At 47.2% G+C, this 23,865-nt stretch carries 26 protein-coding genes and 1 pseudogene; 24 read left to right on the forward strand and 3 right to left on the reverse strand.

Features of this window, described 5'->3' with window-relative positions:
• The first annotated feature begins 276 nt into the window (after positions 1-276).
• From H740_RS01845 to H740_RS01890, 10 genes and pseudogenes are all read left to right on the forward strand, one after another.
• Positions 277-1,354: pseudogene (locus H740_RS01845) on the forward strand (epoxyqueuosine reductase QueH).
• Between the two features lie 135 nt (positions 1,355-1,489).
• Entirely contained in the window at positions 1,490-1,936 is a 447-nt protein-coding gene (gene fabZ / locus H740_RS01850) for a 3-hydroxyacyl-ACP dehydratase FabZ (RefSeq protein WP_002950693.1), read from the forward strand.
• A gap of 10 nt (positions 1,937-1,946) precedes the next feature.
• On the forward strand, positions 1,947-2,735 hold the full coding sequence (lpxA, locus tag H740_RS01855; RefSeq protein ID WP_002950694.1) for an acyl-ACP--UDP-N-acetylglucosamine O-acyltransferase: 789 nt from the start codon (positions 1,947-1,949) through the stop codon (positions 2,733-2,735).
• Positions 2,735-3,973, forward strand: a complete 1,239-nt coding sequence (clpX, locus tag H740_RS01860; protein WP_002950695.1) for an ATP-dependent Clp protease ATP-binding subunit ClpX — start codon at positions 2,735-2,737, stop codon at positions 3,971-3,973. Before lpxA ends, clpX begins: the two co-directional genes overlap by 1 nt.
• Before the next feature lie 8 nt (positions 3,974-3,981).
• Positions 3,982-5,019 carry a rod shape-determining protein gene (locus H740_RS01865; RefSeq protein WP_002947212.1) on the forward strand — a complete coding sequence of 346 codons (1,038 nt, stop codon included), beginning with the start codon at positions 3,982-3,984 and terminating at the stop codon, positions 5,017-5,019.
• Complete coding sequence (gene mreC / locus H740_RS01870; RefSeq protein WP_002950697.1) at positions 5,009-5,764, forward strand: rod shape-determining protein MreC; 756 nt, start codon at positions 5,009-5,011, stop codon at positions 5,762-5,764. The genes H740_RS01865 and mreC overlap by 11 nt, the downstream gene beginning before the upstream one ends.
• The gene (gene carB, locus H740_RS01875) at positions 5,764-9,051 is read left to right on the forward strand and encodes a carbamoyl-phosphate synthase large subunit (protein WP_002950699.1); all 3,288 of its coding nucleotides are present in this window, start codon (positions 5,764-5,766) and stop codon (positions 9,049-9,051) included. Before mreC ends, carB begins: the two co-directional genes overlap by 1 nt.
• On the forward strand, positions 9,048-9,758 hold the full coding sequence (locus H740_RS01880; RefSeq protein ID WP_002950701.1) for a hypothetical protein: 711 nt from the start codon (positions 9,048-9,050) through the stop codon (positions 9,756-9,758). Before carB ends, H740_RS01880 begins: the two co-directional genes overlap by 4 nt.
• Positions 9,758-9,949: a DpnD/PcfM family protein gene (locus tag H740_RS01885; protein WP_002950703.1), complete on the forward strand. Its 192-nt coding sequence runs from the start codon at positions 9,758-9,760 to the stop codon at positions 9,947-9,949. The genes H740_RS01880 and H740_RS01885 overlap by 1 nt, the downstream gene beginning before the upstream one ends.
• 7 nt (positions 9,950-9,956) lie before the next feature.
• The gene (locus tag H740_RS01890; RefSeq protein WP_002950704.1) at positions 9,957-10,151 is read left to right on the forward strand and encodes a DpnII family type II restriction endonuclease; all 195 of its coding nucleotides are present in this window, start codon (positions 9,957-9,959) and stop codon (positions 10,149-10,151) included.
• Here the strand turns inward: H740_RS01890 and H740_RS01895 are convergent.
• Positions 10,107-10,394, reverse strand: a complete 288-nt coding sequence (locus H740_RS01895) for a type II restriction endonuclease (protein ID WP_231679294.1) — start codon at positions 10,392-10,394, stop codon at positions 10,107-10,109. The two genes, H740_RS01890 and H740_RS01895, sit on opposite strands and share 45 nt — an antisense overlap.
• A 27-nt stretch (positions 10,395-10,421) precedes the next feature.
• Here H740_RS01895 and H740_RS01900 point away from each other — a divergent pair, with 27 nt between their 5' ends.
• From H740_RS01900 to H740_RS01915, 4 genes are read left to right on the forward strand one after another with little or no spacing between them, the layout of a single operon-like run.
• A complete protein-coding gene (locus H740_RS01900) occupies positions 10,422-10,778 on the forward strand; it encodes a DpnII family type II restriction endonuclease (protein ID WP_002950706.1) in 357 nt (118 codons plus the stop codon).
• The gene (locus tag H740_RS01905; protein ID WP_002950707.1) at positions 10,771-11,568 is read left to right on the forward strand and encodes a DNA-methyltransferase; all 798 of its coding nucleotides are present in this window, start codon (positions 10,771-10,773) and stop codon (positions 11,566-11,568) included. Before H740_RS01900 ends, H740_RS01905 begins: the two co-directional genes overlap by 8 nt.
• A 31-nt stretch (positions 11,569-11,599) precedes the next feature.
• Complete coding sequence (locus H740_RS01910) at positions 11,600-12,505, forward strand: DMT family transporter (protein ID WP_002950708.1); 906 nt, start codon at positions 11,600-11,602, stop codon at positions 12,503-12,505.
• A 13-nt stretch (positions 12,506-12,518) separates the two neighbouring features.
• Positions 12,519-12,941: a hypothetical protein gene (locus tag H740_RS01915; protein WP_002950710.1), complete on the forward strand. Its 423-nt coding sequence runs from the start codon at positions 12,519-12,521 to the stop codon at positions 12,939-12,941.
• A gap of 22 nt (positions 12,942-12,963) precedes the next feature.
• On the opposite strand, the gene H740_RS01920 is transcribed toward H740_RS01915, so the two are convergent.
• Positions 12,964-13,629 carry a tRNA threonylcarbamoyladenosine dehydratase gene (locus tag H740_RS01920; RefSeq protein WP_002950711.1) on the reverse strand — a complete coding sequence of 222 codons (666 nt, stop codon included), beginning with the start codon at positions 13,627-13,629 and terminating at the stop codon, positions 12,964-12,966.
• A complete protein-coding gene (gene surE / locus H740_RS01925) occupies positions 13,626-14,408 on the reverse strand; it encodes a 5'/3'-nucleotidase SurE (RefSeq protein WP_002950713.1) in 783 nt (260 codons plus the stop codon). The genes H740_RS01920 and surE overlap by 4 nt, the downstream gene beginning before the upstream one ends.
• Before the next feature lie 392 nt (positions 14,409-14,800).
• Here surE and nrfH point away from each other — a divergent pair, with 392 nt between their 5' ends.
• From nrfH to H740_RS01970, 10 genes are all read left to right on the forward strand, one after another.
• Positions 14,801-15,313 carry a cytochrome c nitrite reductase small subunit gene (nrfH, locus tag H740_RS01930; protein WP_002950715.1) on the forward strand — a complete coding sequence of 171 codons (513 nt, stop codon included), beginning with the start codon at positions 14,801-14,803 and terminating at the stop codon, positions 15,311-15,313.
• Between the two features lie 21 nt (positions 15,314-15,334).
• Complete coding sequence (locus tag H740_RS01935) at positions 15,335-17,044, forward strand: ammonia-forming cytochrome c nitrite reductase subunit c552 (protein WP_002950717.1); 1,710 nt, start codon at positions 15,335-15,337, stop codon at positions 17,042-17,044.
• Between the two features lie 152 nt (positions 17,045-17,196).
• Positions 17,197-17,643: a lysozyme inhibitor LprI family protein gene (locus H740_RS01940; RefSeq protein WP_002950719.1), complete on the forward strand. Its 447-nt coding sequence runs from the start codon at positions 17,197-17,199 to the stop codon at positions 17,641-17,643.
• A complete protein-coding gene (gene lpxB / locus H740_RS01945; protein WP_002950721.1) occupies positions 17,640-18,674 on the forward strand; it encodes a lipid-A-disaccharide synthase in 1,035 nt (344 codons plus the stop codon). The genes H740_RS01940 and lpxB overlap by 4 nt, the downstream gene beginning before the upstream one ends.
• A 3-nt stretch (positions 18,675-18,677) precedes the next feature.
• Complete coding sequence (gene greA, locus H740_RS01950) at positions 18,678-19,160, forward strand: transcription elongation factor GreA (protein ID WP_002950723.1); 483 nt, start codon at positions 18,678-18,680, stop codon at positions 19,158-19,160.
• A gap of 10 nt (positions 19,161-19,170) precedes the next feature.
• Positions 19,171-19,323, forward strand: coding sequence for a hypothetical protein (locus H740_RS11630; protein WP_156318379.1), 153 nt, complete (start codon positions 19,171-19,173; stop codon positions 19,321-19,323).
• Positions 19,316-20,056 carry a UDP-2,3-diacylglucosamine diphosphatase gene (locus H740_RS01955; protein WP_002950727.1) on the forward strand — a complete coding sequence of 247 codons (741 nt, stop codon included), beginning with the start codon at positions 19,316-19,318 and terminating at the stop codon, positions 20,054-20,056. Before H740_RS11630 ends, H740_RS01955 begins: the two co-directional genes overlap by 8 nt.
• Before the next feature lies 1 nt (position 20,057).
• Entirely contained in the window at positions 20,058-20,999 is a 942-nt protein-coding gene (locus tag H740_RS01960; protein WP_002950729.1) for a chemotaxis protein, read from the forward strand.
• 10 nt (positions 21,000-21,009) lie between these two features.
• Entirely contained in the window at positions 21,010-23,361 is a 2,352-nt protein-coding gene (locus H740_RS01965) for a hybrid sensor histidine kinase/response regulator (RefSeq protein ID WP_002950731.1), read from the forward strand.
• 3 nt (positions 23,362-23,364) lie between these two features.
• On the forward strand, positions 23,365-23,862 hold the full coding sequence (locus tag H740_RS01970) for a chemotaxis protein CheW (protein ID WP_002950733.1): 498 nt from the start codon (positions 23,365-23,367) through the stop codon (positions 23,860-23,862).
• The last annotated feature ends 3 nt before the right edge of the window (positions 23,863-23,865 follow it).

Consider the following 23,865-nt stretch of genomic DNA (forward strand, 5'->3'; position numbering starts at 1 on the left):
AAAAATCATCTCGCGATACTTCGCCTTATCGTTTTACGTTCAAGTTTATAAATTTGAGTCGCCGAGACCCGCACCTTGAAAATTCTAAAATTTATAACCACTCAACTTTAATCAAATTTGCAGTTAAATTTAGTAAAATCGGCAAAAATTATTCAAGACAAAATAGGCGTAGTTTAAATAAATTTTTCTTGCCCGCAAAGGAGCGGACTGGTCGTCCGTGACTGCGGCGGGTATAGAAAAATTTATTCTAAAATCCGTCATTTATGGGGAATTATAATGTTAGTTCATATTTGTTGCTCGGTCGACAGCCACTATTTTTTGCAAAGATTACGCGCCGACCGCCCGCACGAGCGTCTCATCGGCTATTTCTACGACCCAAATATCCATCCGTACAGCGAGTTTTTGATGAGGTTTCGCGACGTAAAAAGAAGCTGCGAAAAGCTAGGCGTCGAGCTCATCTGCGGCGAATACGAATACGAGGCATGGCTAGAGGGCGCAAAGGGGCTTGAAAACGAGCCTGAAAAGGGCAAGCGCTGTGCTTATTGCTTTGATTTTCGTGTGGGAAATTCGGCTAAAAAAGCGCGCGAACTAGGCGAAAAATCGATCACCACGACGCTGCTAATGAGCCCGAAAAAGGACTTCTCGCAGCTAGAAGCCGCGCTAGATAAAGCAGCCAGCGAATACGGCCTTGAAACCTTTGCCGTGGACTACCGCGCGGGCGGCGGTACGAACGCGCAGTTTGAGCTTGCCCAAAAAAGATAAACTCTATCATCAAAACTACTGCGGCTGTATTTTTGGGCTCAGCAAACAGCGCGAGGCGCAAAAACTGCCGCTTAGCGAGCTGATGAGCGAGGTGGGCGGGCGCGTGATGCCAGGCGGCATCGAGGAGCGGCTGGAGCTTTATGAAAAGGTGCGCGAGTGCGAGGCTGCTGGCGCGCCGTTTCATCTATCGCGAAAATATTTTCTAAACTACCGCCTGCTACGCGCCTACGTCAAATTTGGTGGCTCGGTCGTGCCGTCGTATTTTTTGCTCTACTCGCATTTTAAGCGCGAAAACGTCAAATTTAGCGTGAGCGAGGCGGCTCAAATTTGCGACGAGCTACGAGACGGCGTGATGCTGCTAAATTTAGCCAAATTTAACGAGCTTTCAGGCGAAAATTTCACTAGCGTAAACGAGCTTTGTAGAGGGCCTATCGAGGTTTCGCGCGAGCTGGAAATCCGCCGCGAGCTGTGCGGAGAATTTAGCCAAAATCCTATAATCGTGCTGGATGAAATTCGCGCCGGCAGATACGAAATCTACGTCAAAGACGAGCTTTATAACGATAGTCGCGAGGTTTTGGTAGCGCAAATTTGAGCTAAATTTAGCGCGCTCGAGATAAAAAGCGGGCGCGAAAATTTAGCAGCTAAATTTTGCCCGGCCAAATCAATAATCTTTTTCTTAGCAAAATTTGGCTAAAATCGGCTTTAAATTTTACTCACAAGGTTTAAAGTGATCGACATCGTTGAAATCCAAAAAATACTCCCGCACAGATATCCTTTTCTACTCACCGACCGAGTTACCGAGCTCGAGCCTGCCAAACACATCGTCGCGTACAAAAACGTCACGATCGGCGAGCCAGTATTTCAGGGGCACTTCCCCGGCCACCCGATATATCCTGGCGTGATGATCATCGAGGGTATGGCGCAAGCAGGCGGCGTACTCGCGTTTAAGAGCATGAACGACGAGCATCAGGCGGGTATCGAAAATAAGGTCGTTTATTTTATGAGCATCGACGGAGCGAAATTTCGCCATCCGATACGCCCCGGCGACAGACTCGAATACCGCCTCGAAGTGCTAAAAACAAAAGGCAATATCTGGGTGCTAAAAGGCGAAGCCTATGTGGACGGCACGCTATCGTGCGAAGCCGAGCTAAAAGCTATGATCGTAGATAAATAAGCGAGCCAAAATGAGAAATATCCATCCGCAAGCCGTCGTCGAGGACGGCGCGAAGATCGGCGAGGACGTAACAATCGAGGCCTATGCCTACGTCAGCAAGGACGCAGTGTTAGGCGACGGCGTACTCGTAAAACAAGGCGCTAGGATCGTGGGCGACACGCATATCGGCGATGGCGGTAAAATTTACAGCTACGCCATCGTGGGCGACATCCCGCAGGACGTGAGCTACCGCGCCGAGGAAAACACTGGCGTTCGTATTGGCAAAAACGCGACAATCCGCGAGTTTTGTACGATAAACTCGGGCACGCACAAAGGCGACGGGATCACGCGTATCGGCGATAACGCATTTATCATGACCTACTGCCACGTCGCGCACGACTGTATCATAGGAAATAACGTCATCCTAGCAAACAACGCGACTCTGGCGGGTCACGTGGAGCTTGGAGACTACAGCGTCGTGGGTGGTATGACGCCGATACATCAGTTCGTGAGAGTCGGCGAGAGCTGCATGATCGCGGGCGCTAGCGCGCTATCTCAGGACGTCGTGCCGTTTTGCCTGGCTGAAGGCAACCGAGCCTATATCAGAAGCTTAAATTTAGTCGGTATCAGACGAAGATTCGATAAAGACACGGTCGAAGAGATAAATAGGGCGTATAAATTTTTATTTAGAAAAAGCGGGGATCTAAAAGCAGCGGCTAGCGAGCTTTTAGCGGGCGCACAGATAGAACAGGTGCGAAAAATGTGCGAATTTATACTAAGCACCAAGCGCGGTATCCCATTAGCAAAAGGAAGAGAATAATGGCGAGAAAATGTAATTTTTGCGGCGAGACGGAGTCAAACGATAGACGCCTTTTTGCGGATTTGGACAATAAGGCTTTCATCTGCGAATACTGCGTGAATGCCGCTTATAATATGATTTGCGGCGATACGAGCCTGCAAGAATCAACTCCTGAAAACAAAACCGACAAAGACTATACGAATTTAACTCCAAAAGAGCTAAAGGCGGTGCTAGATAACTACGTTATCGGTCAAGATAAGGCCAAAAAGGTCTTTAGCGTCGGCGTTTATAACCACTACAAAAGAATTTTTAGAAAAGGCGAGATCGAGGATGATACGGAGATCTCAAAATCAAATATCTTGCTCGTGGGGCCTACCGGCAGCGGCAAAACGCTGATGGCACAGACGCTGGCTAAATTTCTAGACGTGCCTATCGCCATCTGCGACGCGACTAGTCTAACTGAGGCCGGCTACGTCGGTGAAGATGTGGAAAATATCCTAACTCGCCTTTTACAAGCTGCAGACGGCGACGTAAAGCGCGCCGAGCAGGGCATAGTTTTTGTCGATGAGATAGATAAAATCGCCAGAATGAGCGAAAACCGCTCGATCACGCGCGACGTGAGCGGTGAGGGCGTACAGCAGGCGCTTTTAAAAATCATCGAGGGCAGTCTCGTAAATATCCCTCCAAAAGGCGGCAGAAAGCACCCTAATCAGGAATTTATCCAGATAGACACCTCAAATATCCTCTTTGTCTGCGGCGGTGCGTTTGACGGCCTGGCCGACATCATCGAGCGAAGGATCGGTAAAAACGTGCTGGGCTTTGGTCAAGATAAACGCTCAAAAGATGACAAGGAAAATTTGCTAGACGCGCTTGAGAGCGACGATTTGGTGCATTTTGGACTAATCCCGGAGCTAATCGGCAGACTTCACGTGGTCGCTACGCTAAATAAAATTACGCAGGATGATATGGTGAGAATTTTAACCGAGCCTAAAAACGCGATCTTGAAGCAATACCAAAAGCTTTTCGCGATAGATAGGGCAAATTTGAAATTTGACGACGAGGCACTAAAAGAGATCGCAAGGCTAGCCATTGAGCGAAAAACGGGAGCCAGAGGGCTACGAAGCATAATGGAAGAGGTGATGACTGATATAATGTACGAACTGCCGGAGCTTGCGGGCTACGACGTGGTGATCACCAAAGAGGTCGTAAACGGTAAAGAAAAACCGATTTTCGTAAAAAACAATAAAATAAGCGCATAAGGATACAGATGATTTTAGACCAACTAATAGGATTTTTTTCAAGTGATATGGGTATCGACCTAGGCACGGCAAACACGCTAGTTCTAGTAAAAGATAAGGGTATCATCATAAACGAACCGTCGGTCGTCGCGGTACAACGCGAAAAATACGGCAAGCAAAAAATATTAGCCGTCGGACACGAGGCAAAAGAGATGGTTGGTAAAACTCCTGGCGATATCGAGGCGATCCGTCCGATGAGAGACGGCGTTATCGCGGATTTTGATATGACTGAAAAAATGATCCGCTATTTTATCGAAAAAACTCACCGCAGAAAAAGCTTTTTGCGCCCTCGCATCATCATCTCCGTGCCTTACGGCCTAACTCAAGTCGAGCGTAAAGCCGTACGCGAGAGTGCGCTAAGCGCGGGAGCTAGAGAGGTATTTTTGATCGAGGAGCCGATGGCTGCTGCTATCGGAGCAAATTTACCGGTACGCGAACCGCAAGGTAATCTAGTCGTCGATATCGGCGGCGGTACGACCGAGATCGGGGTAGTGTCTCTAGGCGGTTTAGTCATCAGCAAGTCTATCCGCACCGCTGGCGATAAAATCGACATGAGCATCGTAAACTACATAAAAGAAAAATACAACCTCCTAATCGGCGAGCGTGCGGGCGAGGATATCAAAATCTCCGTCGGTTCGGCGATCCAGCTGCCTGAGGAGCTTAGTATCGTAGTAAAAGGCCGCGACCAAATCAGCGGTCTGCTAAGCCGCGTGGAGCTAACTAGCGAAGACGTGCGCGAGGCTATGCGCGAACCGCTAAAAGAGATCGCCGACGCCCTAAAAACCGTGCTTGAGATGATGCCGCCCGATCTTGCCGGCGATATCGTAGAAAACGGTATCGTACTGACCGGAGGCGGCGCGCTGATCCGCGGCCTTGATAAATATCTAAGTGATATCGTAAAACTTCCAGTTTTCGTTGCTGACGATCCGTTGCTAGCCGTAGCCAGAGGCACCGGCAAGGCTCTTGAGGAGATTAAATTTTTACAACAACTCGTAAATGAAGAGTAAAATTTTATTCGTCGCTCTTATCGGCGCGCTGGTATTTTTTTCGCTTGATAGAGGCGCGCTGATCTCCGGCTATGTCGTGAATTTAAATAGCCGCGTAGTGGTCGCCTACGACGACGCGGTCAAATTTGTAAAAGACGGCGTAAACGAGCATTTTAGGCAACGCGAGGAGATAAAGCAACTTCGCGCTCAAAACGCCGAACTAGAAAAATCGGCGGCTCTGCTTTCAAGCTTTGCAAAGGAGCTAAATGAAATTTTGGTCGATAAAAACTCGACCGCCTACGAGCCTAGAGTCCAGCTCGTACGGGCTCTTAGCTATGTAAATATCAGTGACTACGACAAGGTCTGGCTGGATAAATTTAGCGGCTACGACGAGTCTAAAATTTACGGACTCATTTATCAAGGCAAGAGTGCTGGTATCGTCGTGAGCAAGGATGGAAATCCAATGGCCTTGCTGCAAAACGATCCAAAAAGTATATTCGCCGTTTCAATCGGCGAGGAAAAGATCCCGGGTATCGCGCACGGGAGCAAAGACGGAATAACGGTGAAATTTATCCCCCAGTGGCTAAGTCCCAAAGAGGGCGACGAGGTCGTCACGAGCGGGCTTGACGGGATATTTTTCAGCGGGATTTCAGTGGGCAAGGTCACGGGCGTGATCCAAGAGAGCCTATATAAAAGCGCGGCCGTAAAGCCCTACGTAAATATAACCATCCCCTCGTATCTATACGTCGTAACAAAGGAAAAATAATGCCAAAAAGAACCGACATCAACACCGTTTTACTTATCGGCAGCGGCCCTATCGTCATAGGCCAAGCGTGCGAATTCGACTACAGCGGCACGCAAGCTGCAAAGACGCTAAAGCAGCTGGGCTACCGCGTAGTGCTCATAAACTCAAACCCTGCCACCATCATGACCGATCCTGATTTCGCCGACGCTACCTACGTCGAGCCGATAACCAAAGAGAGCATCAAGCGCATCATAGATAAAGAAAAAGTCGACGCCATACTGCCTACGATGGGCGGTCAGGTCGCGCTAAACGTCGCGATGCAGCTACATGAGGCGGATATGCTAGGCGGCGTCAAATTTCTAGGCGCCAACCCTCAAGCGATCAAAAAGGGCGAGGATAGGCAGGAGTTTAAAAAGGCGATGCAAAAGATCGGCATGGATCTGCCGCAAAGCCAGTACGCCTACGACATGGACGAGGCGTTAGCCGCAGCCGCAAATATCGGCTTTCCGCTCATCATCCGCGCTAGCTATACGCTAGGCGGCGCAGGCAGCGGCGTAGCGTATAATATCGACGAATTTAAAGAGCTAGCTCAAACCGGCCTGGACGCCAGCCCGATACATGAAATTTTGGTCGAGGAGAGCTTGCTGGGCTGGAAAGAGTACGAGATGGAGGTCATCCGCGACCGTAACGACAACTGCATCATTGTCTGCTCGATCGAAAACCTCGATCCCATGGGCGTGCATACGGGCGACTCTATCACGGTTGCGCCGGCTCTTACGCTAACTGACAAAGAGTATCAGGCTATGCGAGACGCTAGCTTTAAAATTTTACGCGAGATCGGCGTGGATACGGGCGGCAGCAACGTGCAGTTTGCCATAAGTCCAAAAACGGGCCGCATGATCGTGATCGAGATGAACCCGCGCGTGAGCCGCAGCTCGGCGCTGGCGTCAAAGGCTACTGGCTACCCGATCGCCAAGGTCGCGACGCTGCTAGCGGTGGGCTTTAGCCTGGATGAGATCAAAAACGATATCACGGGCACGCCTGCTAGCTTTGAGCCCGTCATCGACTACATCGTGACCAAGATCCCGCGCTTTACGTTTGAGAAATTCCCGGGCGCAAACCCGTATCTAGGCACCGCGATGAAGAGCGTGGGCGAGGTGATGGCGATCGGCAGGACATTTAAGGAAAGCGTCCAAAAAGCGCTTTGCTCGATGGAAAAGGACTATTACGGATTTAACTTCGTAAATTTGGAGAAAAACGCGCTAATTTACGGCCTTAGAAACGCGAACGAAAGCCGCATTTTATATGTCGCGCAGGCGTTTCGCGACGGCCTTAGCGTGGCTGAAGTGCACGAGATGAGCAAGATCGATCCGTGGTTTTTGGATCAAATTTGGCAGATAGTTAAATTTGAAGAGCGCATCGATATGGACATCCTAAACGACGAGCCGCTGCTAAGAGAGGCCAAAACGATGGGCTTTTCGGACAAGATGATCGCGCATCTGATAAATTTAAAAGACAACCTTGATCTGGGTCAAAACGATATATATTTTGCGCGCGAGAAAATGGGCATAAACCTCGAATACAACGAGGTTGATACCTGCGCGGGCGAGTTTAAGGCGCTCACGCCGTACCTCTACTCGACAACTAATATCACGAAGCTGCCGTGTCTTTCGTCAAATTTCGCAGAGTCAAATTTGAGCTCAAATTTGGCGCAAAAAGAGAAAAAAGTGATGATCATCGGCGGCGGACCAAACCGCATAGGCCAGGGCATAGAGTTTGACTACTGCTGCGTGCACGCCAGCTACGCGCTGCGCGACATGGGCGTAAAGACCATAATGTACAACTGTAACCCCGAAACCGTCAGCACCGACTACGACACGAGCGACATTTTGTATTTTGAGCCGATTGATTTTGAGCACGTTAGAGCCGTGATCGAGCATGAGAACCCAGACGGCGTGATCGTGCATTTCGGCGGTCAGACGCCGCTAAAATTCGCCAAACGCCTAAGCATAGCGGGCGCAAAAATCATCGGCACCAGCGCTCGCACGATCGACGTTGCCGAGGATAGAAAGAAATTTAGCGAATTTATCTCTAAAATCGGCGTCAAACAGCCGCGAAATGACACTGCGACAAGCGAAAAAGAGGCGCTAGAAAAGGCCGCTGCTATCGGCTATCCTGTGCTCGTGCGCCCTAGCTACGTGCTAGGCGGCCGCGCGATGAGACGCGTGCACAGCGATGAGGAGCTGCGCCTATACATGAGCGAGGCGGTCAAAGTCAGCAACCACTCGCCGGTGCTGATCGATAAGTTTTTACAAGACGCCGTAGAGCTTGATGTAGACGCGATCAGCGACGGCAAGGACGTCTATATCGGCGCCGTGATGCAGCACATCGAGGAGGCGGGCATCCACAGCGGCGACAGCGCATGCATACTGCCTCCGCTAAATTTGACCGCGCAGATGATCGAAAAGGTAGAAAACCAAACCCGCGACATCGCGCTAAATTTAGGCGTCGTGGGGCTTATGAATATCCAGTTTGCCATCTACGAGAACGAACTTTTCATGATCGAGGTAAACCCGCGCGCCAGCCGCACCGTGCCGTTTGTTAGCAAGGCGACGGGCGTGCCGATGGCAAAGGTCGCCACGCGCGTGATGTGGCAGGGCGATTTGCGCGAGGCGCTTAAATTTTACGATAACTACGGCGCGGTTTACGAGGAGCGCGGCATACTCAAGCCTCGCGTGAAAAACCACGTCTGCGTCAAAGAAGCGGTCTTTCCGTTTAACAAGCTCTCTGGCGCGGATCTAATCCTGGGTCCTGAGATGAAAAGTACGGGCGAGGTCATGGGCATATCAAGTGATTTTGCAAAGAGCTTTGCAAAAAGCCAGATCGCTGCGAGCAACTCGCTACCTACTAGCGGGCTAGTCTTTTTGACGCTAGCTGACGCGGACAAAAAATACGCCGCAAATTTGGCGCGCGAGCTAATAAGCCTCGGCTTTAAAATCATCGCCACCGGCGGAACGTATAAAATTTTAAATGACGCGGGCGTAGAGAGCGAGTTTGTCTATAAGATTAGCGAAGGCCGCCCAAATGTCGAGGATAGGCTCAAAAACGGCGACATCGCGCTTGTTATCAACACCAGCGACAGCAAGTCAAACAGCGAGGACGGCAAGAAAATCAGGCAAAACATCATGCGATTTAAGATCCCGTATTTCACGACGATGTCGGCGGCTCTAGCGGCGGCCAAATCGCTAAAAAGCGTACAAGACGGCAGCGCGCTGGAAGTAAAAAGCTTGCAGGAGTATCTTGGATGACGCAAAAGCAATGCGTTATAGAGGCTTTAGCTAATCTCGGCGGTATGGCTACTTTCTCGCAACTTTACGCTAAGACCGATACTAGCAAATGGGGGACGAAAACTCCGTTTGCTAGTATAAGAGGTATAGTGCAAACTAATAAAGAATTTTATAAAATTAGACCCGGGCTTTGGGGGCTTAAGGACTTCGAGGCGCAAAATACGGCCAAAACCGGCGACGATAAAAGCGGAATAAATCCGAGTTTTACTCACGCATATTATCAAGGTATTATCGTAGAGATTGGGAATCTAAGGAATTTTCAGACATATGTACCGGCGCAAGATAAAAACAAGCTTTATCTTAATAAAAAATTAACCGAATTAACGACTTTAAAAGAAATTTATAACTTCAGCTATGAAAACATCGTAAATAAAGCAAAAAACGTCGATGCAATATGGTTTAATCGCAGAAATTTGCCCGATGCGTTTTATGAGGTAGAACACAGTACCGACTTTAAAAACTCTCTAAATAAATTTTACGAACTTCAAGACTTTAATGCCAAAATGTTTATAGTAGCCGATTTGCAAAGAAAAAAGCAATTTGACGGCGTTTTAAAAAATAGTATTTATGAAAGTATAAGCAAAAAGGTAAAGTTTGCTTGCTATGAAGATATCGTAAAGCAATACGAAAAAGAGAGCGAAATCGGTAAAATTCCTATGGGAATTTAATGAAAGAATTTGAAGTAGAGATCGTCGAAACCTCGGCGAAGAGAGTAGTTATTAAAGCGAAAAATAAAGAAGAAGCGTGTAAGATCGCCCGGGCGGCTTACGAAAACAGCGAGATTGTTTTAGGTGCGGAGGCCTTCGTTTGTGCGGATTTTAAAACGACGATCGCGGACGAGCCGAAAACTGAAATTTAGGAATTTTATGGAACCAAATTTAACGAAATTTGATGACTTTTTACGCTCGCTTAGAAAGACGAACGCGAGCCTTGGCTACTTTACCGACTTTAACAAATGCGGCAAAAATCTAAAAGCCGTTTCTATCAAGCTTCATACGCTTGATTTTTTGCTCGGATCAAAAGATTTGAAAACCGATATTTTCACTCTTAAAATACTCTGAAATAGTTCGAGAGAAATTTATGCCCCCGCGATTTTTCCGCGCGTTCGTATCGAGTCCGACTTCCACACCAAACACGTAATCGTGCAAATTCTTTATCTTTGCGTCCATAAAAATTTTATCTAGTCCCGTTTCTTTGCAAAACTCGTAAATTTTTTCGGGACTTTCAAAATATGTTTCAAGCTTCGTTATTTCGCTGCTTGCCGCGACTACGTCCGTATTTTTATCTCGAACGGCTATGAGCAAATTTAGCGTATCAAAGCACTCTTTATTTTGCTTAAAAAGAGTGAAAATATCGGCTTTCAAACCGAAGTTAGTAGCAAAAAATTCGCTCTAAATTTAGGAAGCGATCAAAAGATTTTTGATTTCGTTATAACCGCGGGCGGCGTAACGTATCTGATAGAAGCTAATTTTTACAGCACGGGCGGCTCGAAGCTAAATGAAATCGCAAGATCTTACATCGAAATAGCGCAAAAAATCTCGCTTTGCAGCGGATATAAATTTGTCTGGATAACGGACGGACAGGGCTGGCGTGCCGCTAAAAACAAGCTTGAAGAGGCCTACAAAAGCGTTAAAATTTATAATCTTGCCACGCTTCATTGTTTCGTAAAAGAGCTTAAAAATGTTTAAGCTATCCGATGATTTTAAGCTTTTTAAAGGCGATTGTTTTGAAATTTTGCCTAAATTTAAGGGAGAGTTTGACCTCATTTTTGCTGACCCGCCGTATTTTCTTTCAAACGACGGACTTAGCATTCAAAGCGGAAAAATAGTAAGCGTAAATAAAGGCGATTGGGATAAGGGTTGCGGTATAGACGAGATAGATAAATTTAATCTCAGATGGCTCGCTCTTGCCAAAGATACGCTCACGGACAACGGTAGCGTAATGATAAGCGGAACGTATCACAATATTTTTTCGATTGGGCGCGCTTTGCAAAAGTTAGACTATAAAATTTTAAACATCATCACTTGGCAAAAGACCAACCCGCCGCCGAATTTCAGCTGCCGATACCTCACGCATAGCACCGAGCAAATAATCTGGGCAAGAAAAAGCGAGAAATTTAAGCATATTTTCAACTACGAACTGATGAAAAAGTTAAACGACGATAAGCAAATGAAAGACGTTTGGAGCTTTCCTGCGATAGCGCCGTGGGAAAAGGCTTGCGGTAAGCACCCTACACAAAAGCCACTTTCTCTTTTGATAAGGCTTATATTGATGGCGAGCAACGAAAATAGCGTGATTTGCGATCCATTTGCCGGCTCTTCGACGACGGGTATCGCGGCGAATTTACTCGGGAGAAAATTCATCGGCATCGAAAAAGAGCGGGAATTTATAGAAATTTCTATAAACCGCAAAAGCGAACTCGACGCGAATTTTGACCTTTTTAGGCGTAGGATTTTGGATATTAATAAGTTAGATTGATTAGGCCGAAATTTTTAGCTATAATCGCGCAATGAAAAATCTAGTAAAAAGCGAATTTTTTGGCGTATTTATCACGCTTCTTGGCGGCGTATTATGGGGATTTAGCAGTGTTTGCGGGCAGTATCTGTTCACGCAAAAAGGCGTCAGCGCCGACTGGCTCGTGCCCCACCGCCCAGGCCTCGCCGGGCTTGCGATGGTAGCGTATTACATCGCTCGCTCGCCGCGCCTAGCCCTCGCTCCGCTAAAAGATCGCGTGCTTTTGCCACAGCTGCTCATCTACGCGTTTTTTGGGCTTATGATGACACAGTATTCGTACTTTTGCGGTGTCGAGCTCTCAAACGCCGCCGTCGCGACCGTGATCCAGTACTCCGCGCCCGCGCTCATCCTTGCCGTCGTTTGCTTTTTACAGCGGCGCGCGCCTAAAAAAGTCGAGCTCATCGCGCTCATTTTCGCGGTGCTGGGCGTCGTGCTGCTCGCCACTCACGGCGATCTTGGCTCGCTGGTTATCAGCGCGGAGGCGCTGGTTTGGTGCCTAATTAGCGCGCTTGGCGTCGTGATTTATAGCCTCATCCCCACGAAGCTAAATCAAAAATACCCCGTCGCGTTAAATTTAGGCTGGGGTATGGTCATCGGCGGCGGCGCGCTTGCGCTTTATACACGTGTTTGGCGGCTTGGCGGCGTGAGCGACGCGGACGGCTTTGCGGCGCTTGCCGCGGTGGTGATTTTGGGCACGATATGCGCGTTTAGCTTCTACATGACGGGGTTAAAGATAATAGGCGCTAGCAGGGCGAGCATGATCGCGTGCATCGAGCCGGTGAGCGCGGCGGCGTTTGCCTATTTTTGGCTGGGGACGGAGTTCGTGTTTCTTGATTTTGCGGGCTTTACGCTCATTATCTCGTGCATATTTTTGCTGGCTAAAGATAGGAAAAAGGCCTGAATTTGGAGGAGAGATGATCTATTTGGCGCAGACGGATACGACGGCGGGGTTTTTGAGTAAGGATTTTCGCGAGATAAACGCACTCAAACGCCGAGCGGTGGACAAACCCTGCCTCATAACGACGGCGAAGCTTAGCGAGCTAAAAAATCTCGCTCGCGTGCCCGCTAAATTTAAAAATTTAGTGCGTCGTGCGAGGAAAACGACGTTTTTGTATCCGAACGCTAGAGCCGTGCGCGTCGTGAAAGATTGCGCTCACGAGGAGTTTTTGGGGCAATTTGACTGGCTCTACTCCAGCAGCGCAAATTTAAATAGACAAAGCTTCGACGAAGCCTGGGCGAAAGCGGCGGCGGATCAGGTCGTGGATCAAAATTTCAGCCAAAACGCAAGCTCGAAAATTTATAAAATTTCAAAAACGCGCCTAAAACGGCTGAGATAGAGTAGTCCGAAAAGGTTAATTTTTATCTGCCGCCGATAATTTTTTTTACCGCCAGCGCGGCTAAATTTAGCCCAAAGCACGCCGTCACGCCCATGAAGCTGCCCAGTTTCACGCACCTTGGCAGCTCGGTTGAAAACACGACGTCAAATTTACCTTTAAAGCCTGCTTTTTTAAGCTCGGTGCGTATTTTTTTAGCAAACGGATCGTTGCAGGTCTGCCAGACGGAGGCGACTTTGATCTGCGTCGGATCGATGCGCTTTGCTCCGCCCATCGAGCTAATTAGCTTTTCGTGCGTTTTTAGCGCGAGCGCGATCTTGGCGGGTACGTCGTCGATAGCGTCGATCACGAGATCAAAAGGCGAGAAATCAAAATTTGCGATAAATTCGGGCGTCATTAGCTCTTGCAGCGCCGTTACGCACTCGTATCTTTTGGCAAATTCGCCGACCTTAACGGCTCCGACCGCTTCGCTGTAAATTTGACGGTTTTGATTGGTTATGTCAAAAATATCCTTGTCGATGACGGTGATTTTACCCACGCCCGCGCGAGCCAGCGCGTCCGCGCAGACTCCGCCCACGCCGCCCACGCCGCAGATCAGTACGTTTGCATTTTGAAGCTTTTTAAAATCATCGCCAAACAGCCAGCGAGACCTCGTAAATCGGTCGTTTTGATCCAAAATCTCCTCGTTCAAATTTGATCCTTTAGCGCGGTTTTTAGGCTCTGCAAGCTCGCGTGCGCGGTCATATCGAGCATGATCGGAGTGAGCGAGGCGAAACTCTCGCTAAGCACGCTGATATCGGACTCTCCGCTTTGCTCGTAGTCTAAATTTGACGGTTGTCCGAGCCAGTAGTACTCGACGCCGCGAGGGTTGCGGTGGAGCATTGCGTGCGTGGCGTAGCTGCGTCTGCCGGCGGGCACGATGCGGTAGCCTCTAAATTCGCGGGCGGAGACGGCGGGGATATTTACGTTTAAAAACTGGCGCGGCGGTAGGGAAATTTCGCCGTTTAGTACGCGCGGAACGATAAATTTGACGGCTTGCTGCGCGAGCGAAAATCCTAGTTTTTCGATACTGTCGTTTTTATAAAACTGCGAAAACGCGATGCTAGGCACGCCCTGCAAAACGCCCTCCATAGCTGCTCCGCACGTACCCGAGTAGGTGATATCCTCGCCCACGTTGGCGCCGTGGTTTATACCGCTGATTACGAGGTCTGGTAGTCTTTTATAAAGCGCGTGAAGCGCGAGATATACGCAGTCTGCGGGCGTAGCGTCGTCGAGTTTGTAAAAATCGTCGTCAAGCTTGATGAAACGAAGGGGTCTAGTAAGCGTTAGAGAGTGTGCGCAGGCTGATTTTTCGGTACTCGGCGCTACGATCATAACGCGCGTATCAGGTAGCTCCCTTAGTGCGCTAGCTAAAGCGTGCAGGCCGCTAGCCTCGAATCCGTCGTCGTTTGTGATTAAAATTTCTTTCAAATTTATTCCTTTTTATGACGATTAGCTCAAATTTGACGAGCCCATAGCTTTCAAATTTTTAAAGAAAAGATTTTAGCATAGCTTTTATTATTTAAATTTAAAGTTTTGGCCTATGTTGGATATTGTTTACTTTATATTTTAGTTTTTAAATTTTATTCAAATTTAAGGTAGTAAATATACTATAGTATATAATGCCGAAATAGATTGAAATCAATCATAATAAACTGATAACAACTACTGTTATATTTACACAGTATAAAAATAAGCTTTAGATTTAATTTTAATTATATTAGAAAAATAAATGAGAATTTAAGCGAACTAATAATAAAATACCGACCGATAAATAAAGTTAAGTTTTATTTAAATTTACAAAGGAGGTTAGAAAGCCGATTATGGAAAACGCAAAGAAAAAAGCGTCTAAATGGGTCATAGCTTTACTGGCGGTTATCGGGCTTACGGGCGGATTTGGGATTTTTACGTTCTTTTTCGCTAATGGTCCTCAGCATCTTACTCGCGATCCCGAAGCCTGTATAAACTGTCACGTCATGAACCAAGTCTATGAAGGCTGGTCTAAGGGCGGACATCAACACGTTACGACGTGTATAGATTGTCACATGCCTAAAGAATTTGTAAGCAAATGGCTGGCGAAAGCTAAATACGGCTTCTTGCACGGTTATGCGTTTACTTTCTTGGATAATCCCGTATCGTTTACTGCAAGCGATGAGCAAAAGGAAATCATACAAAACAATTGTATAGAGTGCCATAAGGATTATGCTAGAAATTCAGTCGATCCAAGAGCTATAGGCGATAGCTTGCCGGGCAAACACGGGCAGTATGCTAATGCCAACGAGCCGTTAAAATGCGTATCTTGTCACAGACAAGCCGGACACGCACATAACTTTTAAAACAATTCCAGGAGGAGAATAATGAAAAATAACAAACTGTTATACGCGGTTACTTTTTTGGTGGCCGTTGCACTCGGTGCGGGCGTACTTGCTCTTTATAACGACATAGCTCATAAAAAAGAGGAGTCAAAAGCTTACCCGCTAATGCTAAACAAAGTTAGCGAAACGGAGCCGTCTTTTGAAAAATGGGGTAAAAATTTCCCGTCTCATCTTGACGACTTCAAAAAAATGGAGCATAAAAGCGACGAAAATCCAAACGGAAGCGAGCTAATAGAGACTCCTTTCGGCGGTTCTTTCCCTTATAGTAAAATTATCCGCTGGCCTGCGGCTACGGTATTTTGGAACGGGTATGTATTCGGCGTGGATTACAGTAAGCCTAGAACCCACTTCTATAATCAAATAGACCAAATCGAGACGAAAAGAAACGATAAGGAATATATGAATGCTCACGGCTTGCCTGCGTTTAAGGGTCAAAAAGGTACCTGTGTAAACTGTCACACTGGACACCTTACGGCTATGATGTTAGATACGGACTACAAGCAACTAAGCGAAAATCCGACCGCCGCCGCAACTAAGCCTATGCCGTTTTTCGACGTAAAAGAAAATGGCGCGAAGATGAAGCAAGCTTGGACGAAGATGAACTCTATGCCTTATAAAGAGGTTATGGATATGGTAGCTAGCAAACACGGAAAAGACTCTCACGGCGGTTCGCATATGGGTATGGCTTGCGCCGACTGCCACCACCCTGATGACATGAGCTTAAGAATAACTAGACCTGCTATGGTAAATGCTATGGTTGAGCGAGGCTACGAGGCCGACGCTAAACAAGGCATAAAGGCAACTAGACAAGAGATGAGAACTATGGTGTGCATGCAGTGCCACGTAGAATACTACTTTAATGCGGATTCGACTCCTGTTTTCCCTTGGAGCAAATGGAAAAAAGGCGAGCCGTTTAAAATCGAGAATTTCGACCAATACTACGACGAGCAGCTAGCTAAAGAGGATGGATTTAAATCCGACTATATTCATAAAGATACAGGCGCTAAAATTATCAAAATGCAGCACCCTGAGTCTGAGCTATTCTCGACTAGCGTTCACGCCAGAAGCGGTGTAACGTGCGCAGACTGCCACCTTCCGTATAAGAGAAGCGGATCGGAGAAGATCACGGATCACTTTATGGTAACTCCGTTTAACAACTTAACCGCATCTTGCAAAACTTGCCACCCTCAAAGCGAGCAAGAGTTGAAAGATAGAATTAACTTTATCCAAAATCGCCACGCTTACGAGTTAAGAAACTGTGAAAATGCGTTACTTTCTTTCATCCAAGACGTCAAAGTCGCAAGAGCCGAGCTAGCTAAACACGAGAAGTTTGCTTCGATCGCCGATGAAAAAGAGAGAAAAGAGGCTATCAGCAAAGCTCTTGAAAAAACGCTTCTTTACCACAGAAAAGCTCAAATCCGCTGGGACTTCAGCTTTAGCGAAAACAGCTACGGCTTCCACGGAGACGAAGAGGCGGCTAGAATCCTCGGACAATGTAAAGAGGTTGCTCGCCAAGGACAAATCGAGCTAGTAAACGAGCTTGCTCCTTACGGCATCAGTATCAAGCTAACTCAAGTGGCTACTCCTGTTGCAGCACCTGCTCCTATCGGACACAAATGGCCTATCGGCGCTGTTCCGACAGAGAAGATGAAGCAAACAGACGAGAACGTCAAGAATCTAAATTTTAAATAAAACCCCTAAACCCAAGGCCTGCGGGCTTTGGGTTTTTAAATTTACGCACTTATCCTTCAAATTTTAAAATCCTAATTTACTTATAAATTTAAATTTTATTGTTTATTTAGCCGTTTTAGGCGATAATCTTCATCAAATTTAAAGGAGAAAATATGCTTAAGAAATTTATTTTTGCTGCTCTTGCGGCGAGTTTGGTTTTCGGTGCGCAAGATCTTGCGATCAAAGCAAAACCTGCGTCAAGCATTGAGGAAACTTCGGAAGAGGAATTTGATGAATCGCAAGCGCGCGTAGATGAGTGTATGCAAAAAGATAGCTCGACTGCCGGCATGATACAGTGTATAGATGCAGAATTTGCTATCCAAGATAAGCTCCTAAATCAAAACTACAAAAAAGCCATGAGCGTGCTAAACGACGAAAACAAAAAGAAGCTAAAAGATATCCAGCGTAAATGGGTGGCTTATAAAGAGGCCAAATGCCCGTTTGTGCCGCCTATGGGTACGCTTTATGCCGTAACGGCTGCCGATTGTTACCTACAGATGACTAAGGAGCGCGCTAGAGAGCTTGCAAACTTAGCTGAAGACTTTGAGGGTAATCAGTGAAGCTGCTCGTTTCTTGTTTAGAGGCTTCTGCAAATTTGCACTTCGAGCAGGTTTTAGAGCACCTGCCAAAGTGCGAACTAAAAGGCATTTTTGACGAGAAATTCGGCAAACCTTTTATGCCAAGCTCGGAGTTTTCCGCGATGGGCTTCGTGGAGGTTTTGCCGCTTTATTTTAAGGCAAAACGCGCGGTAAAAGAGATGACTCGCCTAGCTGAGCAGTGCGATGCAGTGCTACTCATCGATAGCCCAGCATTTAACCTGCCGCTAGCCAAAGCGATCAAAGAGGCCGGTATCAAAACGCCCGTGACCTACTACATTTTGCCGCAGGTGTGGGCGTGGAAGGCTGGACGCGTTGCAAAAGTTGAGGCGTACTGCGATCATCTGGCTTCGATTTTGCCGTTTGACGGGATGTACTACAACCGCTCGCGCTACGTCGGACACCCGCTGCTTGACGAGCTGCGAGTGCGAAAAAACGAGCTTTTGCAAAGCGGTAAGATCGCTTTTATGCCCGGATCCCGCCGTGCCGAAATTTCGCGGTTGATGCCGATTTTTCGCGAGGTGGCAAGCCGGATAAAAGACAAAGAAAAACTGCTCGTCGTGCCGCCTTTTTTGGCAAACGATATGCAAATTTACGGCGACGTGAGCGGCTTTAGCTTCGTTACGGACGCGCCGCGCGCGCTTTTGCAAAGCGAGTTTGCATTTATCTGCTCTGGCACTGCGACGCTGCAGGCCGCGCTCGTGGGCACGCCGTTTGTGCTAGCCTATAAAGCCAAAGCCATCGACATAATGATCGCGCGTATGTTTGTGAAACTACGCCACATCGGGCTTGCAAATATAATGTTTGATTTTATGGGCGAAGAGGCGCTGCACGAGGAGCTGCTACAAGAGGAAGTAACGCCGAGCAATCTAATAAAAGCCTACGAGAGCTGCGATAAAGAGAAATTTATCAAAGGCTGCGAGAAACTACGAAAGTACCTAAAACACGGCTCTGCGGCTAGCGTAGCGCAAATTTTAATAACGAATAAAGGATAAAAAATGACCGAACCGATGACGCTTTTCGGATATGAAAAAATCACGAACGAATTAAAAAATCTAAAGACCGTCGAGCGCCCCAATATCGTCGAGGAGATTGACATCGCGCGCAGTCACGGCGATCTAAAAGAAAATGCCGAATATCACGCCGCGCGCGAAAAGCAGGCGTTTATCGAGAGCCGTATCGCCGAGCTTAGCGACATAGTAAGCCGCGCCAAGGTAATCGATCCCACCGAATATGAGCACGATAAGGTAAAATTTGGCTCCACGGTCGTCATCATGGACGTAGAAACAGAGCTGGAAAAGACCTATACGCTAGTTGGCACGCCTGAGAGCAACCTAGAGCGCGGTCTCATCTCGATCAACTCGCCTCTAGCCAAACAGCTAATCGGCAAGAGCGAGGGCGACGAGGTTGCGCTAAATTTGCCAAACGGCAGAAGCGACGTCGAGATCGTATCCGTTAGCTACAAACCGATCAAATTTTAAGCCGATGTGCGTGTTTAAAACCGTTAAATTTACGAGCTCGGCCGCTAAATTTGAGCCTTTAAATTTAACTACGGCGTTTGCCGAGTTTTTCAAATTCGGCTCGCTAAATTTAAAACCCATAGTCGCAAATTTGATGCCGCAAAAAGTAAAATTTGATGCCTGAGCAAATCGTCGTAAAAAGCGGCGCGATCTTTATCGCCGACTCGCACGAAAACGAAAATCGCGAAAATTTTTGGCATTTTTTGTGCGCGTTGAAAAGCGGCGAGATAAAGACGCCGCAGCTGTTTTTGATGGGCGATATGTTTGATTTTTTGGCTAGCGAGTGCGAGTTTTTTGTCAAATTTTACGAGCGATATATTCACACGATCGACGAGCTGGGCGAGGAAATGGAAATTTATTATTTCGAGGGAAATCACGATTTTAACCTAGCAAGGCTTTTTAAAAACGTCAAAGCCTATCCTATCGGCGCTCAGCCGGTTAAATTTGCCTCTGAGTGCGGGCAGAGCGTGCTTATCGCGCATGGAGATATATTTTTGCCCTTTGTTTCAAAATATGTTTTGAGATTTTTGCGTGTCAAATGGTTTTTAAAAACGATGAATTTTTTTGATAAATTTTTAAATTTTAGACTCTCGAAACAAATTTTAAATAAGCTTAAACAAAAAATTTTAGATTATAAAATACCTAATTTTAAGAATTTAGTCGAAGCAAAAATGCGCCGATATAACGCATTTTACGAGGCTGACGTCGTCATCGAGGGGCACTATCACCAAGGCGAACAATACACGATAGGTAAACAAAAATATATAAATATTCCATCTTTTGCATGCAAGCAAAGCTATTTTGTAGTAGAATACGGCCAAAATATTAAGTTTGCTCGAAAGAGCGTAAAGGTTTAGAATGCTTAACAACGGCACATTAAAAACCGGTTCAAACGAGATGGAGCTTGTTGATTTTCGTATCTTTAAGCAGGCGGGAGACAAGGTATATGAGGGCATATACGGCGTCAACGTCTCTAAGGTGCGCGAGATCATCAAGATGCCGAATTTGACCGAGCTTCCCGGAGTACCCGAGTATATCGAGGGGATTTTTGACCTGCGCGGCGTAGTTATACCCGTGATAAATTTAGCTAAATGGATGCAGATAAACGAGCCTAAAGACTCAGCTATCAAGCCTCGTGTTATCATCGCCGAATTTAGCGAGATTTTGATAGGTTTTATCGTCCATGAGGCAAAACGTATCAGGCGCATAAGCTGGGCGGATATCGAGGCGGCAACTTTCGCCTCAAACGCCGGAACGCTGGATAAAGGAAAGATCACGGGCGTAACCCGCATCGAAAACGACGAAGTTTTGCTTATACTTGATCTTGAAAGCGTCGTCGAAGAGCTTGGCATTTATAGCCCGAAAATAGAAGTCGAGATCGATCAAAACAAGCTTTTAAACGGTCTAGCGCTAGTGCTGGACGATAGCTCGACGGCTAGAAAGCTCGTAAAAGATACTCTTGAGAAAATGGGTCTAAAAGTGGTCGAAGCAAAAGACGGCATAGAAGGGCTTGAGAGAATACAAGATCTTTACGAGATGTACGGCGATAAGCTTGGCGAGCACCTAAAGGTGATCTTGAGCGATATTGAGATGCCGCAGATGGACGGATACCGGTTTGCATCGACGATCAAGGATGACCCGAAGTATGCGGGAATTCCTATTATATTTAACTCGTCTTTGAGCAAAGACTACACCGAAGCGCAAAGCAAAGAGGCCGGAGCCGCCGCGTATCTAACCAAATTTGATGCGACGCTATTTTACAACGAGGTGCTTCGCGTGATCGAAGCAAACAAGAAATAAGGGGGAAATCATGGATGATATGAAAGAAATAATGGAAGACTTCCTGGTTGAAGCCTTCGAACTAGTAGAACAAATAGACCATGATCTCATAGAACTTGAGTCAAATCCTGAAGATTTAGAGCTTTTAAATAGAATTTTCCGCGTCGCGCACACGGTTAAAGGATCGTCTAGCTTTTTAAATTTTGACATCCTTACTAAGCTCACCCATCATATGGAAGACGTGCTAAACAAAGCCCGCCGAGGCGAGCTAAAGATAACGCCTGATATTATGGACGTGGTGCTGGAGTCTGTGGATATGATGAAGGGATTGCTCCACGGCATCAGAGATAGCGGCAACGATACGGATGTGGGCATCGAGATAGAAGATATTTGCAAAAGACTAACCGCGATATCCGAAGGCGAAGCTCCGAGCACTGCCGCTAGCGAGCCTGCTCCCGCAGCGCCTGAGCCTGTGGTAGAGACTCCAAAAGAGCCTGAGCCTGAACCCGTTAGCGATGAAAATTTGTCAAATTTGAGCGATGCTGAGGTTGAAGCCGAGATAGAAAGACTACTGAAAGTAAGAAAGGCCGAAGATCAGGCAAGACGAGCCCAAAAAGCAGCAGGAGGCGAAGCGCCAAAACCTACCGCACCTCAAGCTCCCGCAGCTTCAAATTCGGCTCCGACTCCAAAACCGGCCCCAGCAAAGCCAGCCGAGAAAAAAGAGGACAAAAAAGTACCGGCTCCATCAAGCGGAGCTAGCGCCGACGAGCAGACTATACGCGTCGAGGTTAAGCGCCTAGATCACCTGATGAACCTGATCGGCGAGCTGGTGCTCGGCAAAAACAGATTGCTCAAAATTTACGACGACGTCGAGGAGAGATACGAGGGTGAGAAATTCCTTGAGGAGCTAAATCAAGTAGTATCTAGCCTAAGTCTGGTGACCACCGACATACAGCTAGCCGTTATGAAAACGAGGATGCTGCCTATCGCTAAGGTGTTTAACAAATTTCCTCGCATGATCCGCGATCTAAGCCGCGAGCTAAATAAGCAAATCGACCTTGAGATCACGGGTGAGGAGACGGAGCTGGATAAATCCATCGTCGAGCAAATCGGCGATCCGCTCGTACATATGATAAGAAACTCGTGCGACCACGGTATCGAAGACGGCGCGACCAGACTAGCCGCCGGCAAGCCGGAAAAAGGTACCATCCAGCTAAAAGCCTATAACGAAGGCAACCATATCGTAGTCGAGATCACCGACGACGGTAAGGGGTTAGACGCCGATATGCTAAAATCCAGATCAATAGAAAAAGGCATCATCACTGAGCGCGAAGCCGACGCGATGAGCGATAAAGAGGCGTTTGGCTTGATATTTAAGCCTGGATTTTCGACTGCAGCGAAGGTAACTAACGTAAGCGGTCGCGGCGTGGGAATGGACGTCGTAAAAACGAATATCGAAAAGCTAAACGGCATAATCGACATCGAGAGCGAAGTGGGCAAGGGCACGACGATGAAGCTAAAGATCCCGCTCACGCTAGCAATCATCCAGTCGCTTTTAGTCGGTGCGCAAGAGGAGTTTTTCGCTATTCCTCTAGCAAGCGTCTTAGAGACCGTGCGCGTACCGATCGACGATATCTATACGATCGACGGTAAAAACGTGCTTAGACTACGCGACGAAGTGCTATCGCTAGTTAAGCTCTCTGATATTTTCGGCGTCAAGCAGGTCTTTGACGGCGGAGATCAGACCTACGTGGTCGTTATCGGCGTAGCGGAAGCAAAGCTAGGCATCATCGTAGATAGCCTCGTAGGACAAGAAGAGATCGTTATCAAATCAATGGGAGATTATCTCCAAAATATCCCAGGCATCGCGGGAGCCACGATAAGAGGCGACGGCAGAGTAACGCTCATCATCGACGTAGGTATGATGATGGAGATGGCAAAAGATATAAAAGTAGACATAAAAGCCAGCATGGAAGCCTCAAAGAGCGTCAAAGAAAAACCTAGCGATTATAAAGTGCTGATCGTCGACGACTCGAAGATGGATAGAACTATAATGCAAAAATCGCTAGCCCCTCTTGGTGTAACCGTGATCGAGGCTACTAACGGCGTCGAAGCTCTAGCTATCGTAAAATCAGGCGAACACGCGCTTGATGCGATGCTAATCGATATCGAGATGCCGCGAATGGACGGCTACACGCTGGCAGCCGAGATTAGAAAGTATTCAAAATATAGAAATTTGCCGCTCATAGCGGTAACTTCAAGAACGTCAAAGACCGACAGGCTAAGAGGCGTAGAGGTAGGAATGACAGAGTACATTACCAAGCCGTATTCGTCGGATTACCTTGAAAACGTAGTTAGAAAAAATATCAAACTCATAGGATAGAACATGAACGATAAATTAAATCAGGTTCTAAAAAAACAAAAAAGTCAGGTGATGGATCCGAGCGAAAAAGAACGCGAAGAGATCGTCCAGCTAGTCGGTTTTATCGTGGGCGACGAGGAGTATGCGATACCTATTTTAAACATCCAAGAGATCATTAAACCTATCGAATACACCCGCGTGCCTAGCGTGCCGGACTATGTTTTGGGCGTGTTTAACCTGCGCGGTAGCGTCATCCCGCTAATCGACTTGAGAAAGAAATTTTCTCTAAACGCCGCAAAACCTAGCCCAAGCACGAGATATATCGTGATGAAAGAGGGCGATAACGTAGCGGGATTTGTGATCGATAGACTAACGGAAGCCATCAGAATACAGCAAAACAGGATCGATCCGCCGCCTGAAACGCTTTTAAAAGATAAAGGCATGATTTACGGTATCGGCAAAAGAGATAACAATATCCTTACGATTTTAAAAGTCGAAGCGTTGCTAAAACGCGATTTCTAGGAT

This window comes from Campylobacter showae CC57C (genome assembly GCF_000344295.2).
In the GTDB taxonomy this organism is placed as follows: Bacteria; Campylobacterota; Campylobacteria; order Campylobacterales; family Campylobacteraceae; genus Campylobacter_A; species Campylobacter_A showae_B.

Coding starts and splice junctions, on each gene's coding strand:
- H740_RS01880 (WP_002950701.1), top strand. CDS start 9,048: ATGACGCAAAAGCAATGCGTTATAGAGGCTTTAGCTAATCTCGGCGGT.
- H740_RS01940 (WP_002950719.1), top strand. CDS start 17,197: ATGCTTAAGAAATTTATTTTTGCTGCTCTTGCGGCGAGTTTGGTTTTC.
- H740_RS01965 (WP_002950731.1), top strand. CDS start 21,010: ATGGATGATATGAAAGAAATAATGGAAGACTTCCTGGTTGAAGCCTTC.
- nrfH (WP_002950715.1), top strand. CDS start 14,801: ATGGAAAACGCAAAGAAAAAAGCGTCTAAATGGGTCATAGCTTTACTG.
- H740_RS01955 (WP_002950727.1), top strand. CDS start 19,316: ATGCCTGAGCAAATCGTCGTAAAAAGCGGCGCGATCTTTATCGCCGAC.
- H740_RS01960 (WP_002950729.1), top strand. CDS start 20,058: ATGCTTAACAACGGCACATTAAAAACCGGTTCAAACGAGATGGAGCTT.
- clpX (WP_002950695.1), top strand. CDS start 2,735: ATGGCGAGAAAATGTAATTTTTGCGGCGAGACGGAGTCAAACGATAGA.
- greA (WP_002950723.1), top strand. CDS start 18,678: ATGACCGAACCGATGACGCTTTTCGGATATGAAAAAATCACGAACGAA.
- H740_RS01970 (WP_002950733.1), top strand. CDS start 23,365: ATGAACGATAAATTAAATCAGGTTCTAAAAAAACAAAAAAGTCAGGTG.
- H740_RS01865 (WP_002947212.1), top strand. CDS start 3,982: ATGATTTTAGACCAACTAATAGGATTTTTTTCAAGTGATATGGGTATC.
- H740_RS01890 (WP_002950704.1), top strand. CDS start 9,957: ATGGAACCAAATTTAACGAAATTTGATGACTTTTTACGCTCGCTTAGA.
- carB (WP_002950699.1), top strand. CDS start 5,764: ATGCCAAAAAGAACCGACATCAACACCGTTTTACTTATCGGCAGCGGC.
- lpxA (WP_002950694.1), top strand. CDS start 1,947: ATGAGAAATATCCATCCGCAAGCCGTCGTCGAGGACGGCGCGAAGATC.
- H740_RS01935 (WP_002950717.1), top strand. CDS start 15,335: ATGAAAAATAACAAACTGTTATACGCGGTTACTTTTTTGGTGGCCGTT.
- H740_RS01905 (WP_002950707.1), top strand. CDS start 10,771: ATGTTTAAGCTATCCGATGATTTTAAGCTTTTTAAAGGCGATTGTTTT.
- H740_RS01885 (WP_002950703.1), top strand. CDS start 9,758: ATGAAAGAATTTGAAGTAGAGATCGTCGAAACCTCGGCGAAGAGAGTA.
- H740_RS01915 (WP_002950710.1), top strand. CDS start 12,519: ATGATCTATTTGGCGCAGACGGATACGACGGCGGGGTTTTTGAGTAAG.
- H740_RS01910 (WP_002950708.1), top strand. CDS start 11,600: ATGAAAAATCTAGTAAAAAGCGAATTTTTTGGCGTATTTATCACGCTT.
- mreC (WP_002950697.1), top strand. CDS start 5,009: ATGAAGAGTAAAATTTTATTCGTCGCTCTTATCGGCGCGCTGGTATTT.